This window comes from Ensifer sp. LC11 (assembly GCF_001695835.1).
Classification (GTDB): domain Bacteria; phylum Pseudomonadota; class Alphaproteobacteria; order Rhizobiales; family Rhizobiaceae; genus Ensifer.
Window position 1 is genome coordinate 38,107 of record NZ_MBSO01000033.1, and the last position, 14,008, is coordinate 52,114.

Below are 14,008 nucleotides of genomic sequence, written 5' to 3' on the forward strand. Positions count from 1 at the left end.
CGACAGACGAGAAAAGCCCGGCACGCAAGCGCCGGGCCTTTTTGTATCCAGCCTTCGCCGGCCCCTATGGGGACTACATTCACTTTCCAACAGCGTGGCAGTCATCGCCAGCTAGCGAACCGCGAAAGCCACTAGGAATCCAACATCTCGCGCACGGCGACGGCCAGCTGCTTCAGTGAGAACGGCTTTGGCAGGAAGCCGAACTTTGCGTCGGCCGGGAGATTGCGGGCGAAGGCGTCCTCGGCATAGCCGGAGACGAAGATGAACTTCAGGTCCGGATACTTCTTGCGCAGCTCGGTGAGAAGCGTCGGTCCGTCCATTTCCGGCATCACGACGTCCGAAACGACGATATCGACCGCGCCGTTGAGCTCGTCCATGATGTCGAGCGCCTCGACGCCGGAGCCGGCTTCGTAAACCGTGTAGCCGCGCGTTTCGAGCATGCGCTTGCCGCCGCGACGCACGGCCTCCTCGTCTTCCACGAGCAGAACGACGGCCGAATCCCCGGTGAGATCGGTCGGTTCCTCGGCTTTCACCGGCATAGCCGCAGCCACCTTCACGGCCGGCGCAGGACCGGTCTCTCCCGTCGCGGTAGCACCTTGCGTGGGCTCCTCTGCCGCCGCCGGCACCTCGATATGGCGGGGAAGCAGGATGCGGAAGGTCGTGCCCTTGCCGACTTCCGAGTCCGGGTAGATGTAGCCGCCCGACTGCTTGACGATGCCATAAACCATCGACAGGCCGAGACCGGTGCCTTTACCGACTTCCTTGGTGGTGAAGAATGGCTCGAAGATCTTGTCGAGGATCTCGGGCGCAATGCCGGTTCCCTGGTCAGAGACCTCGACCATCACAAAGTCTTCTTCCGGCAATTCGCGACGGCCGAAGGCCGCGACTTCGGCTGCCGGCAGGTTGCGGGTCCTGAGCGTGATCGTGCCGCCACCAGGCATCGCATCGCGCGCGTTGACCGCAAGGTTCAACAGAACCTGTTCGAACTGGCCGAGATCGGTCCTGACCGGCCAGAGGTCACGACCGTAGTCCACCTCGACCTTGACGTTCGTTCCGGTCATGCGGTCGACCAGCATGCGCAGGTCGCCGATCACGTCGGTCATGTTGAGAACGGTCGGCCGCATCGTCTGCTTGCGCGAAAACGCGAGCAATTGGCGGACGAGGACGGCGGCGCGGTTGGCGTTGCGCTTGATCTCCATGAGATCGGCAAAGCTCGGATCGGCCGGCCGGGCCGACAGAAGCAGGTGGTCGGACGACAGCAGGATCGCCGTCAGCACGTTGTTGAAATCGTGTGCGATGCCGCCGGCAAGGGTGCCGACCGCGTTCATCTTTTGCGTCTGCGCCATCTGGTTTTCGAGCGCCTTCTGCTCGGTGATTTCAAGCGCATAGATGATCGCCGCTTCCTCGGGCGCCTGATCGCTCTGATCGATCACGGCATTGACGTAGAAGCGGAAGTGGCGTTCGCCGTCGGTCGGATGCAGCGCGTCGATCGGTGCGATGTCGCCCTGCCGGTCCTTGGCCGCTGCCAGCGCCTCGTGCAGGCGGCCCTTTTCCGTCTGGTGCACTACGGCTTCGATCAGCGCCCCGCGCTCGACGTCGTCCTGCGACACAAGTCCGGAGAACAGCTTCAGGAACGGCGCATTGGTGCGCAGGATCCGGCCATTGCCGTCGACCGAGGCGATCGCCATCGGCGTATTGTTGAAGAAGCGGGTGAAGCGCATGGCCGCACTCGACGCCGATTGTTCGCTGTCCTCGCCGCCCTCGCGCGACATGACGATGGTGCGGCTTTCACCGGGCGCCCCGTCACGCGTCGAGGAGACGCGGTGGATCAGGCGCACCGGCAGGCTCTGGCCGTTCAGCTTGCGCAGATCGAGGTCCAGCATCTTGGTCTTCTTCAGGCCCGGCTCCGCCTGCACGGCCTGGACGAGCGTCAGCCCCTCGCCCGCCACCAGGTCGCCGATGCTGATCGAGCCCGGCTGAAACTTGGTGAGGTCAATGCCGAGCCAGTCGGCGAGCGTGGCGTTGATATAGAAGATCTCGCCCTTGCGCCCGGCCGAGAAGAAGCCGGCCGGCGCATGGTCGAGATAGTCGATCGCGTTCTGCAACTCCTTGAAGAAGCGCTCCTGGTCATCCCGTTCGGCGGTGATGTCGGCGATCTGCCAGAGGTACAACGGGTTGCGCTCGCTGTCTTCGAGCGGCAGGACGCGCGCCTTCAGCCGGAACCAGTGGGCACCGGAACCGCTTGAGGCGCTGGTCGCCAGCGGTTTCAGCAGACGGAACTCCTCGTGCCCCTGCTTCCCCTCGTGCAGGCCATTGGTCAGCCGGTAGATCGCTTCGGTTGCCTCGCGGTTGCGCGACAGGATGGTTTCAAGCGACTGGATGCCGGCGGCGTTCTTCGCACCCGTCAACGCTCCATAGGCGGCATTGGCGTAGATGATGCGGCCCTTGCGGTCGGTGACGATGGTGCCGTCTTCGTGCGCGTCGAGGAAGGCGCGTGCCAACTCGTCCGGACGCGACTGCGGCATGACCTCGATGAAGCCGATGACAGAAGAAACAAGGAAGAAGATGCCGACCATGGCGAGGACGCCAAGGATGCCGAGCACGATCTCGTTTTCCATCTCGTTCTTGAAGATCACGAAGGCGATGGCCGACACGGTCAAGACGATCGCGAGCAGCACGATGCGCAACACGGTTCCCGGCCTGACGCCGCGGTCAACAACCGGCATCTGGTAGTCGCCTGACTGCCGCAATTTCGTCATCGGTTCCTCTTATGCGGCCGGCACCGCGCGGGCGCGGCCCAGCCCTTCCGGCCGGCATCCGCTCAAACCGCCGGGCAAAATCGGTCATTCCCGACACGCCCTCGATCATTCGGACAAGAATCATCTTTAACAATCAGAGATAACAGCAAAAAGCACCTCTGCGGAAGCATTGCCGCCAATTCACAGGGAATGTCGGCGAAGTGCTTGTCCGGGCCCGAAAAAAGCCGTCAAATACTGCCACTCGGAAGGCAGAAGGAGTTCAGCCTATGATGGAAACGATCATCGCAGACAATGGCAGCCGGTTCATCGTCGCCGCAGCAGCCGTCGCGATTGGGCTTGTCTGCCTTGTGGCTGTGCTCTGGATCATGCGCAACCGCGCTTCCTCTCCCTTCATCCGCGGCGGCAAGAACCGGCAGCCGCGCCTAGCGGTTCTTGATGCGGCAGCTGTCGACACCCGGCGCCGTCTGGTTCTGGTGCGCCGGGATGATGTCGAGCATCTGATCATGATCGGTGGACCGACGGATGTCGTCATCGAAAGCCGGATTGTGACGGGCGACGAGCGGCCCGCCAGCGACGAACGCAAGATCGCAGAGCCTGTGGCAGCAGACAGCCGGCCGGCGGCAAGGGAGCCGGCACAAATCCAGCCTGAGCCCGTCGCTGTCACGCCAGTCCGGCCCGTTGCCCGTCCGGAGGAACAACCGGTCGCGCGGGCCGAGCCTGCCGCACCTGTTCGCGTTGCAGCAGAACAGCGTCCGGCGGCCGCGCCCATTCTGGCAGCCGAAGCGCGCCCGATAGCCCGACCGGCCGTACAATCGGCAACGGAGGTTCCGGCGGTTGCGCCCACTGTTGCGCCCCAGGTCAGCATTGATGCCACAGCCAACCGCCCGGCGCCGGCGGCCCAGCACATGCAAGCCCAACCAATTCAGGTAGAGCCCAGCCAGGTGCAGCGTCCTGCCCCCGTAGTCCAGCCACAGGCGACCCCAGCCGCGGCTCTTTCGGACTTCGAGCGCATGCTCGATGCGGAAATCAGCGGCGACCTGCAACGTCTGGGACCGGCCACGGTGGCGAGCCCGAGCGCAATGACACCGGAAAGCCGCTCTTTGACACCTGCGACCCGTCAAGAACCAACGCTTGGCGCGCCCGTCGCAGATGGCAGCCGCAAGGAGCCGACGATTGAAGAAGAGATGAACCGTATGCTGGCCGATATCTCGGCGGGCCGGAAGCCATAGTTTCCCGCCCGCTCGAACATCGGGGTCGCGAGCGGTGGAAGGGTCCAGCCTCTGAAGGCAGGCGACGGCGGAAAGAAAGCCGTTTCAAATCCTGGGCAACAAAAAAGGCGCGGTCGACCCGCGCCTTTTTCTTATAAGACAGTCCCGAAACCCGGGTATCTTACTCGTCCCGGTAGACCTTCTCCCGCCGCTCGTGGCGCTCCTGCGCCTCGATCGAAAGAGTTGCGATCGGGCGAGCATCCAGCCGCTTCAGACCAATCGGCTCGCCTGTTTCTTCACAGTAGCCGTAAGTGCCCTCGTCGAGCCGCTGCAGCGCCGCGTCGATCTTGGAAATCAGCTTGCGCTGCCGGTCTCGAGCTCTGAGCTCAATTGCCCGGTCTGTTTCGGAAGAAGCCCTGTCTGCGAGATCGGGATGATTGGCGCTCTCCTCTGCCAAGTGATCCAGTGTCTCGCGTGCCTCGCGAAGGATGTCGTTTTTCCAAGCGTTCAACTTGGCCCGGAAATACGCCCGGTGACTGGCATTCATAAATTCCTCGTCCTCGGACAGGACAAAGGTACTAAGATCGATCTTCTCACTCAACGCGATTCTCCTGAAGAACATCTCATTGCGGCGGTGTATAGACCTATGGAAGCTGTGATTCAAGCCTCGGAACAGACACTCAACCGTATTTTAATATTGCTGTCGATTCAGGCTAACTGACGAATATTTCATCAAAATTACAGATCGGATCTTGATTTCCAGGGCGCACCTGCCACTCGAGCGATGAAAAACATCCAAACTCAGGCAGCGATGCGTTTGCGTCATTCGATTGCTCAATTGCGACCGCGGCAAAGGGCAGCAACCTGCAATCCCCGAAAAAAAGCGACCCGTAGCTTGATCTTTGCGGTGCGGACGGGAAAAGGTGAATATCTGTCGGAGGATACAACACCTGTCCGCCCCGACGACATCAGCCCCTGTCGCTGCGACAGGTAGTTACCGGAACCGCTCGATGCAAGACAGCGCCCCCAAGGTCCTACGCCTCTTTCTCCTGCGGCATGCGCGTTCTGGTTGGGCATTGCCCGGCCAACGCGATTTCGACAGGTCCCTCGACGAGACCGGCTACATCGAAGCGGAACGGCTCGCCCAGCTGGCAGCCGATCAGGGCATTCGTCCGGAGCGTATCCTTTGCTCGACGGCCGCGCGCTGTCGCGAGACCGCCGAACCGTTCTTCCGCACCGTCAGCGAAGATCTCGACATTCGCTATATCGACGCGCTCTATTCCGGGCCGACAAGCGTCTACTTCGATCTCATCGACGCACACCGGCATCTGAACTCGCTGATGCTTGTCGGGCACAATCCGATGATCGAACAGTTGCTCTATCGCCTGATCGGTGATGATGCCGCCCGCGAGGTCGTGCCCAATGGTTACCCGCCCGCAGGGCTCGCTATCGTGGACGTGCCTTCCGCCATCGACGAGGTATCCGCCTCCGCCACACTGGTGTCCTTGCTGTTGCCAAGCCATTAGCGCACGCGCGCCGGGAAGAATTGCCATGCGCGCGTTGCGGCGCCAGAAATAGTGCCTATATCGCGGATGGCACAGCGCAACCGTGGCCGTTCGGCAAACCGCGCAGAAGAGCATGTCCGCGGGAAAAACGCCCGCAAGAAAGAGCGAGAATTGGCGCCTAATCTGACCAGCTTCAAAGACGACGCCCTGATTGCACTCGACAATCTCACCGATCGAGCCTCCGGCCTCGTCAATCCCTCCATCCGGCTCGGCGTTACCGGCCTGTCGCGATCCGGAAAGACCGTTTTCATCTCGTCCCTGGTCCACAATCTCTTGAATGGTGGACGTTTGCCGGTGTTCGAGCCCGTGCGTTCGGGCCGTGTCTCAAAGGTCAGGCTCGAGCCGCAACCTGACGACGCCGTGCCGCGCTTCCAGTATGAAGATCACATCGCCGCGCTGGTGCGAGATCGCATCTGGCCCGATTCCACCCGCGCCATCTCGCAATTGCGCATCACGCTCGATTTTGAAAGCGCCAGCGGCTGGAACCGCTTGTTTTCGCCGGGGCGTCTGTCGCTCGATATCGTCGACTACCCCGGCGAATGGCTGCTCGACCTGCCGTTGCTCGCACAGGACTTCCGCCAGTTCAGCGACAATGCGATGGCACGCGCCCGCGCACCTGCCCGTGCTTCCCTTTCCGCGGAATGGTTGACGCTTGCCTCCTCCGCCGGTCCGACGGCCGTTGCCGACGAGGCGAGCGCCCGTCGGCTCGCCGAGAGCTTCACCGGTTACCTGAAGGCGTGCAAGGCGGACGAACGCTCCCCTTCGACCTTGCCGCCCGGGCGCTTCCTGATGCCCGGCGATCTCGAGGGATCGCCGGCGCTCACCTTCTCGCCGCTTCCGGACCTTCCCGACGGTCGTGCGCCGAAAGGTTCGCTCTGGGCGATGATGGAGCGCCGCTACGAGGCCTACAAGAAGCACGTTGTCAGCCCGTTCTTCCGCGAACATTTCGCCCGCCTCGACCGCCAGATCGTGCTGGTCGACGCGCTGCAGGCCATCAACAACGGACCGGAGGCGCTGCTCGATCTCGAACAGGCACTTGCCGACGTTCTTGCCTGCTTTCGCGCCGGGACCAACAGCTGGCTGTCGTCCTTCCTCACGCGCCGGATCGACAAGGTGTTGATCGCCGCAACCAAGGCGGACCACCTGCACCACGAAAGCCACGACCGGCTGGAGCGCATCGCCGCACGCCTGGTCGAGCGCGCTGCCGAGCGCATCGGCGTCAGCGGCGCCGGTCTCGAAGTCATGGCGCTCGCCTCTGTCAGGGCAACCCGCGAAGCGACCGTCAACCATGACGGCCACGCCCTTCCGGTCATTGTCGGCACGCCCATCGCCGGTGAGAAGATCAACGGCGAAGTCTTCGATGGTGAGAAGAAAACTGCCATATTTCCTGGTGACTTGCCGGAGGATCCTGAAGTTCTGTTCAAAGCGATCGAGGCGCAGACGGGGGCGTCGCCGCACGATGGTGCCGTCCGCCCTATGCCCGAATTGAGCTTCGTTCGCTTTCGGCCGCCGCATCTTGAGGAAACCGGTGGCGGCCTGAAACTGTCGGTGCCGCATATCCGGCTGGATCGGGCGATGCAATTTCTGTTCGGAGACCGGCTCGCATGAGCGACGACACCAACGGCCGCGGCCGCCGTCCCGGCGCATTCTCGGTTCAGGAAGACAAGGCCAACCAACAGGCCGCAACGCCGCCGGCGCGGCGTGCGCCGGCAAGTTTCGACGACAACGTTGTGATGACGCCTGACACCGACGATCCGTTCCGCGAGACGACGCTTGCGGTCGAGGCGCTGGCGCTGCCCGAGGCCAGCCCCCGCAAGCGCCGCCTGTCGTTCGGCAAAATTGCGATCGGGGCACTGGGCATCGTGCTGTCGCTCGCTGCCGGCCTATGGGTCGATCAACTCCTGCGTGATCTCTTCTCCCGCGCCGACTGGCTCGGCTACACCGCGCTTGCGGTCGTGGCCATCGGCCTCCTCGCCCTTTTGATCGTAGTTGCCCGCGAGCTCTCGGGAATGATGCAGCTTACGGCAATCCAGAAGCTGAAGGCGGAAACGGACAGCGCTGCGGTTTCGGCCAATAGCAAACCCGCACGTGCTGCCCAGGCGAAACTGGTCCATCTGCTCGCCGCCAATCCGAAAACCGCGCGCGGCCGGGCGCGACTGAAGGAGAGCGACGGTGAAATCATCGACGGCCCGCATCTGATAGAGCTCACAGAGCGTGAACTGCTGAGCCCGCTCGACCGCGAAGCGCGCCGCCTCATTCTCACAGCCTCCAAGCGTGTTTCGATCGTGACCGCCGTCAGCCCACGCGCCCTCGTCGATCTTGGCTATGTGCTCTATGAATCCGCCCGCCTGATCCGCGCGATGGCCGAGCTTTACGGCGGCCGCCCCGGCACGGTCGGTTTGCTCAGGCTGATGCGCGATGTCATTGCCCATCTCGCCGTCACCGGCTCGATCGCCGCTGGCGACAGCCTGATCCAGCAGGTGCTGGGCCACGGCCTTGCCTCGAAGCTCTCGGCGCGCCTGGGCGAAGGTGTCATCAACGGCCTGATGACCGCACGCATCGGCATCGCCGCCATGGATCTGTGCCGCCCGATGCCGTTCAGGGCCCTGAAGCGTCCGGGCATTGGCGATTTTCTGTCCGATCTCAGCCCCGGCGCCGCACGCACGATCGGCGAAGACGGCGAAAAGTAGCAGGCGCTAGCGCCTCCCGCATTCAAGTGGAATCACGTGGAGTCGGGATGCTCCAGAATCAAAGTGCGAGAGCGTCCTTTATGCGTTCAGTTGAACGCACGGCGCTCTAGATACCGGCATACCAGTCGTAGCCGAGATCTTCCCAATAGCCGCCGCGCCCGCGGCCGAACGGTGCGAGAGAGGAAACGACCTCGATCGCGCGGATGTATTTCGCCATTTTGTAGCCGAGCTGGCGTTCGATGCGCACGCGCAAGGGGGCGCCGTTGGCAACGGGCAGAGCAGCGCCGTTCAGGCCATAGGCCAGGATCGTCTGCGGATGGCGGGCGTCGATCATGTCGATCGATTCGTAATAGGCGACAGAGCCCGCAAGCCCGAGCGACATGCTGTCGAAGCAATGGAAGACGACGTAGCGTGCGTCGCTCTTCACCCGGGCCTCATCGAGCACAGACGCCAGCGGCACACCGGTCCATTTGGCGATGCAGCTCCAGCCTTCTACGCAGTCGTGCCGTGTGATCTGCGTGCGCGACGGCATGTTGCGAAGCTCGTCAAGCGTCAGTTGCTGCGGCCTCTCTATCAGGCCGGTGACACTGAGCCGGTATCCGGAAAACGCTGTGTCCCGCAACGCGAGATAAGCGGGATCGTTCGGGTCTGTCGAACCGTTCGGGCGTTGTCCCTGCCGGATTTCGCTTTCCGGGAACTCCGGCGCAAGCCGATCCGCCGGAATCAACAGCCGCTGCATCCGATAGGTCAGGGCATTGGCCGATGCGAGAAGACCGCGTGCCGGATGGCCGTCGGCAAGCAGTGCATCGAGCGCGTTGCAGCCGGCAAGCGGCACGGTCGATGCCGCAGCTCCAGCAACGCTCAGGAAACGACGGCGACTGAGGAGCAATCGGCTCATGGCGCTTTTCCTTCTTCGTGTCGGCGATCAACCCGGTAGCGGCCGGTGATCATCGACCGCATCTCGTTGATCGGGCCGGCCGCAAACACCATGAAGATGTGCACGATGAAGAACCCAACGAGGAGCAGCATCACGACGAAATGGATGGTGCGGGCCGTCTGCCGTCCGCCGAAGAGATCAAGAAGCCATGGCCAAGCGGCGTCCATGCCCGGCGACATCGTCAGCCCGGTCAGGATCATGACTGGAAAAAACACTAGAAGAACAGCGGCATAGGAGAGTTTCTGCAAGCTGTTGTAGCGCCCGTCGTGATCGAAGCGAAACCGCAGGTGTTCGACAATGGTTCGTGGCAAGGCGCGGACGTCAGCCCAGCCGGGAATGATCTCACGTCGCAAATGGCCGTTGAGCAGGCTCGCCACAAGCCAGAGGCAATAGGCCGCCGCAAAGACCCAGGCGAAGAAGAAATGCACCACGCGGCCCGTTGCCAGATCGTGATAGGAAGGCACCGTGAGCCACGCCGGAAAAGCCCTGAAGGCGCGCTGCTCTTGCGATCCGCTGACGCCGAGGACACCGGTGGTATCGAAGCTTCGCCCCAACACCGTCGTCATGCCTCTGACCTCGCCGTTTTGGTGGCGAATCGGCTGGATTGACAGAACACTGTTGTCAAAGGCAAAGCCGGATTGCTGGCCGATATAGAGCGCCGGATGTGCATTGAAGATCTGCAGGCCGCTGAGCAGCAGGAAGAACAGCGCGGCGGCCCAGCCCCAATGGGTGAGCCGCGTGACAAGCCCATGCCGCCGGATCGTCAACCTCCCCTTTGGCGTCACGCTTGTCGCTTCAGTTTCTATCGTTGCCATGGGAAACCTCGCTTTCCCGTCACTATACGTAGGGCGGATCAGACAAGTTTCACCGGCGCGTACAGCGCTCGACCGACCTATCCCACTCCAACTTCGGCGCGGGCCAAAATGGCTGTGGGCAATCGTTTTTCCGATCACATCGAGCCGCGATATCCGCCGCCCGGAAACCGTCCATTAACCATTTGCGCGCAAATGTGGCTTTCAGTTTCGGACGTTGACCCATCAAGGATCGTTTATGTTCTCGCGCCCTTCTTTGATCGCTCGCGGCGCTGCCGCCTTCGCGCTTGCAGCCACCGTCGGCCTTGCGACACCGGCCTTTTCCGGCGCCAAGGATAAGGCTTTCTTCGAGAAGGTCGCTGGCCAATGGAAGGGCCCGGGCGAGATCGTCGCGGGCAAGTACAAGGGCACCAAGTTCACCTGCGACCTCTCCGGTGAACCGGTGGCTGGTGACGATACCGGCATCAAGCTCGATGGTTTCTGCCGTGTCGGCGTCTTCAAGCAGCCGATGTCGGCGCTGATCACCCAGAAGGGCAACAGCTATACCGGCAAGTTCCTCGATGGCGCAGAGGGCAAGGGCCTGGATATCGTTTCCGGCAACGTTGCCAAGGATAAGGTCGTCGTCGGTATCAATCGCAAGAAGCTGAACGGCGCGATGATCGCCCGTCTCCAGGACGACCAGACCATGAACATCACCATCTCGGTCAAGGTCGAGGACACCATGGTTCCGGTCATCGGCGTCAGCCTCAATCGTCAGGTCGATACGATCGCCGTCGGCTCGATCAAGTAACCTCGACGCACCAGCAAGCAAAAACCCCGGCATAGACCGGGGCTTTTTGATTGGGGCGGGCGGTAACGGCGTGACCGGCCTGCTCAGCCCTGCGAGCGCCACCAGTTCCTGTCGCCGTCGGCAACTTCGATACCAGTGATATCCGCCTGTTGCAGCCAATCGCCAACCGGGCGGCCGTGAACCGGCATGTCGGCGGCAAAGTCGGCAAGCGGCATCAGCACGAAGCCCCGCTCGGTCATCCTCGGATGCGGCAGTTCGAGCCGCCCTCCGACCTGAACCACGCCTGCAAAGGTCAGTACGTCGATGTCGAGCGTGCGTGGCCCCCAGCGCTCGTCGCGCACACGTTTCATCGACCGTTCGATATCAAGACAGGCGTCGAGCAACGCCTCCGGGGCCAGCGTCGTTTCGACCTCGGCGCAGGCATTGAAAAACCATGCCTGGTCGGTTTTGCCCCAAGGCGGGGTGCGGTAGAGCCGGGAGACGGCGCGGACAGCGCAATCCGCACGCGCGTCGAGCGCTGCAAGCGCCTCGGCCATCGCTCTTGGCGGATCGCCGAGATTGCCGCCGAGCCCGAGCGTGGCGCTCCGCCAGATCCGCTCAGACGACATGCTCGACCGTCACTTCGACATAGTCGAGCACGCCGGGAACCGGTGCATTCGGCTTGCGGATCGACACCTTTGCGCGCTTGATCTGCGGAAAGCGAACGCAGAGCGTCTTGGCAACTTCCAGCGCCAGGGCTTCAATAAGGTAGCGACGGCGGCCGGTGACGATGCGTTCGATCTCCTGAAAGGCGATGCCGTAATGCACCGTGTCTTCGATCGAATCGTCAACCAGCGCGGTTCCCTGCTCGACTTCGAGCTCGGCATCGACGAAGAAGCGCTGCCCGAGCAGTTCCTCCTCGTCGAAGACGCCGTGGCGCGCGAAGAAGGCGCAGTTCTTGAGGGTGATGATATAGGTCGCGCTCATGCTTCTCCGTCCCATCGGCTGTTCTTGGATCACGACGATTGTGAGGGGCGAACCGTCCCACAATCCTGAGCGTGATGCGTTCTCATAGGTTAAGGCGGGATGCGGGCGGAAAACCGCACGCAGCATTTCTCATCCCGCTTTGGCGTTCAGCATAGCATCCGCTATCGCCAGCGCATCCTTGCTGTTTGCGACATCGTGCACGCGAAAAATCGAAGCGCCAGCGACGCGCAGCAGCGCTGTCGTTGCCGCCGTCGCCACATCCCGATCGGCCGCCTCACGTTCGCTTATCGCTCCGACGAAACGCTTGCGCGACGTTCCGACCAGGAACGGCAGTTCGAAACGGTGCAACTCGCCGAAGCGCGCCATCAGCTCGATGTTCTCTTCGGTATCCTTGGCGAAGCCGAAACCCGGATCGAGAACGATGCGATCCCGTGCCACCCCCGCTGCCGCCGCAATCTCCAGGGACTTCTCCAGAAAGTGGACTTGATCTTCAATCACGTCGGCGAGTTTTTGGCGTTCGCGCCCCGTATGCATGATGCATAGGCCTGCCTCTGTCTCGGCCGCGACCGTTGCAATATCTGGCTCGCGCTGAAGGCCATGCACGTCGTTGACGATGTGTGCGCCGGCCTGAACCGCCAAGCGGGCAGTCGTGGCTCTATAGGTATCCACCGAGATCACCGCATCGGTATCGCGGCTGAGTGCCGAGATCACCGGCAAGATGCGCGCCTGTTCCTCGTCTGCGCTGACGGGTGCTGCGTCCGGACGCGTCGATTCACCGCCGATATCCAGGATCAGCGCGCCCTCCTCCAGGCAGCGCACCCCCTGTGCGACGGCGGCTACGGCATCGATGAAACGCCCGCCGTCGGAAAAAGAATCCGGGGTAACATTGACGATCGCCATCAAAACGCCACGCGGCCCAAGTTCGAGGCTGCGCCCATGCGCCAGCTTCCAGCTAAATTTCTGAAATGGATTGTAAGTCATTTTCCCTCACGATCCGCGTCCGGCCGGGAGCCTTCGTTTTGCTGTTGCGCCGGCGCTGGCTATGCCCCAAGCTTGATTGAAGTTCAACCGAAGAGAACCACGCATTGATGTCCCGAGTACGCGTCCCGCTCAAATTCGCCCTCCTTGCTCTCCTGGTCGCAGCCCCGCTCGGCGCCGCCTCGGGGGAAACTGTGGTCAACAAGAGCTTCTCCTATTTCACGATCGGCGGGCGGACTGCGGAAGAACTCGACAAGGCTCTCTCGGCGAGCGGCCCGATGATGAAGTCCACCGGTGCGCGCCACCCGGGCGCAACCCGCATCAAGTTTGGTGGCTCCATCACCTATGTCAGCCGCGGCGGGCGCTGCGCCGTCGGCTCGGCCCGCGTCACGCTCAGCACGCGCATCATTCTGCCCCGATGGAAATACCGTCGCCAGGCGGGCCGCGATCTGGCGCTTGTCTGGGATACGCTGTCGAGCGACATCAAGCGCCATGAGGAACGCCACGCGGAAATCGCGCGTAACCATGCCCGCCGGATGGAAAAGATGTTTCTTGCCCTGAAGCCGGAAGCGGATTGCGAGCGCATGCAGGCAAGTGTTGCGCGCGTCAGCGTCACCGCCATCGAAGCCCATGACAAGGACCAGGCACGCTTCGACCGCACCGAGGCCGCCAACTTCGACAAGCGCATGATCCGGCTTCTGCAATACCGGCTGGAGACGCTCAAGAAAGCGCAACAATAGGTAGCAATCAGCCCAGCCGGAAGAACAGCCTGACTATAGTCGGGCGGCGCCTGATTTTGGCGGATAAACCCACAGTATTTTATTGGTGAAATATAACGATGGCTGCCAGCCAGCGACTCATCTATATTCAAAATACGGAGAGCGGGGCGAGAATGAAGACTAGCCCCACTGAATGACTAAACTAAGCGCGGCGCGACTGTGGCGCGAATAGCTTAAATATTGCCGTTACTTTGATTTGCGCGACGTTGTTCAATTAAAAGACAAGAAACAGAACGACGCAGCCGAAATGGGTTCTCCTGGCGTGTCTTGGTGCAGCAGATGTTCCCTCCCTCATCTGTATGCGATGCGCCCTCCTCGCCTCGCTTGTCCAACGACCAGCGAGGCACTTTTTTGCCCATAGGCCCGGCTAAGCGGGAAAAGGCGGCGCCAGCCTCCTGAACAGGTGCTAAAGCATCGTACGTTTAATCAGACGCATACCCTGCCGCCTTGAGATAGTTCCAGCACTCGGTTCTGTTGAAGAGGTTGCAGATGGACCCAAGGGCGTTTGAGAGCGTGTCGAAGGT

General features: G+C 62.1%; 13 protein-coding genes. 6 read left to right on the forward strand and 7 right to left on the reverse strand.

Annotated features, from left to right (window positions below):
* Positions 1-131: 131 nt before the first annotated feature.
* Positions 132-2,759, reverse strand: coding sequence for a PAS domain-containing sensor histidine kinase (locus tag BBX50_RS21265; protein WP_065777320.1), 2,628 nt, complete (start codon positions 2,757-2,759; stop codon positions 132-134).
* A 266-nt stretch (positions 2,760-3,025) separates the two neighbouring features.
* Here BBX50_RS21265 and BBX50_RS21270 point away from each other — a divergent pair, with 266 nt between their 5' ends.
* Positions 3,026-3,988, forward strand: coding sequence for a flagellar biosynthetic protein FliO (locus BBX50_RS21270; RefSeq protein WP_065777321.1), 963 nt, complete (start codon positions 3,026-3,028; stop codon positions 3,986-3,988).
* Positions 3,989-4,148: 160 nt separating this feature from the next.
* On the opposite strand, the gene dksA is transcribed toward BBX50_RS21270, so the two are convergent.
* The gene (gene dksA, locus BBX50_RS21275; protein ID WP_065777331.1) at positions 4,149-4,568 is read right to left on the reverse strand and encodes an RNA polymerase-binding protein DksA; all 420 of its coding nucleotides are present in this window, start codon (positions 4,566-4,568) and stop codon (positions 4,149-4,151) included.
* Between the two features lie 409 nt (positions 4,569-4,977).
* On the opposite strand from dksA, the gene BBX50_RS21280 reads away from it, so the two are divergent.
* From BBX50_RS21280 to BBX50_RS21290, 3 genes are all read left to right on the forward strand, one after another.
* Positions 4,978-5,493, forward strand: coding sequence for a histidine phosphatase family protein (locus tag BBX50_RS21280; protein WP_065777322.1), 516 nt, complete (start codon positions 4,978-4,980; stop codon positions 5,491-5,493).
* A 150-nt stretch (positions 5,494-5,643) separates the two neighbouring features.
* A complete protein-coding gene (locus BBX50_RS21285) occupies positions 5,644-7,140 on the forward strand; it encodes a YcjX family protein (protein ID WP_065777332.1) in 1,497 nt (498 codons plus the stop codon).
* Positions 7,137-8,222, forward strand: a complete 1,086-nt coding sequence (locus BBX50_RS21290; RefSeq protein ID WP_065777323.1) for a TIGR01620 family protein — start codon at positions 7,137-7,139, stop codon at positions 8,220-8,222. The genes BBX50_RS21285 and BBX50_RS21290 overlap by 4 nt, the downstream gene beginning before the upstream one ends.
* A 106-nt stretch (positions 8,223-8,328) precedes the next feature.
* Here the strand turns inward: BBX50_RS21290 and BBX50_RS21295 are convergent, their stop codons facing one another.
* Positions 8,329-9,120, reverse strand: coding sequence for a molybdopterin-binding protein (locus tag BBX50_RS21295; RefSeq protein ID WP_065777324.1), 792 nt, complete (start codon positions 9,118-9,120; stop codon positions 8,329-8,331).
* On the reverse strand, positions 9,117-9,974 hold the full coding sequence (locus BBX50_RS21300) for a cytochrome b/b6 domain-containing protein (RefSeq protein WP_065777325.1): 858 nt from the start codon (positions 9,972-9,974) through the stop codon (positions 9,117-9,119). Before BBX50_RS21300 ends, BBX50_RS21295 begins: the two co-directional genes overlap by 4 nt.
* A gap of 235 nt (positions 9,975-10,209) precedes the next feature.
* Here BBX50_RS21300 and BBX50_RS21305 point away from each other — a divergent pair, with 235 nt between their 5' ends.
* Positions 10,210-10,761 carry a hypothetical protein gene (locus BBX50_RS21305; protein ID WP_065777326.1) on the forward strand — a complete coding sequence of 184 codons (552 nt, stop codon included), beginning with the start codon at positions 10,210-10,212 and terminating at the stop codon, positions 10,759-10,761.
* A gap of 83 nt (positions 10,762-10,844) precedes the next feature.
* Here the strand turns inward: BBX50_RS21305 and folK are convergent, their stop codons facing one another.
* From folK to folP, 3 genes are all read right to left on the reverse strand, one after another.
* Positions 10,845-11,369, reverse strand: coding sequence for a 2-amino-4-hydroxy-6-hydroxymethyldihydropteridine diphosphokinase (gene folK / locus BBX50_RS21310; protein WP_065777327.1), 525 nt, complete (start codon positions 11,367-11,369; stop codon positions 10,845-10,847).
* Positions 11,359-11,727, reverse strand: a complete 369-nt coding sequence (gene folB, locus BBX50_RS21315; RefSeq protein WP_034794609.1) for a dihydroneopterin aldolase — start codon at positions 11,725-11,727, stop codon at positions 11,359-11,361. Before folB ends, folK begins: the two co-directional genes overlap by 11 nt.
* Positions 11,728-11,856: 129 nt before the next feature.
* Complete coding sequence (folP, locus tag BBX50_RS21320) at positions 11,857-12,708, reverse strand: dihydropteroate synthase (protein ID WP_065777328.1); 852 nt, start codon at positions 12,706-12,708, stop codon at positions 11,857-11,859.
* Positions 12,709-12,815: 107 nt separating this feature from the next.
* On the opposite strand from folP, the gene BBX50_RS21325 reads away from it, so the two are divergent.
* On the forward strand, positions 12,816-13,445 hold the full coding sequence (locus tag BBX50_RS21325; protein WP_065777329.1) for a DUF922 domain-containing protein: 630 nt from the start codon (positions 12,816-12,818) through the stop codon (positions 13,443-13,445).
* Positions 13,446-14,008: the final 563 nt, after the last annotated feature.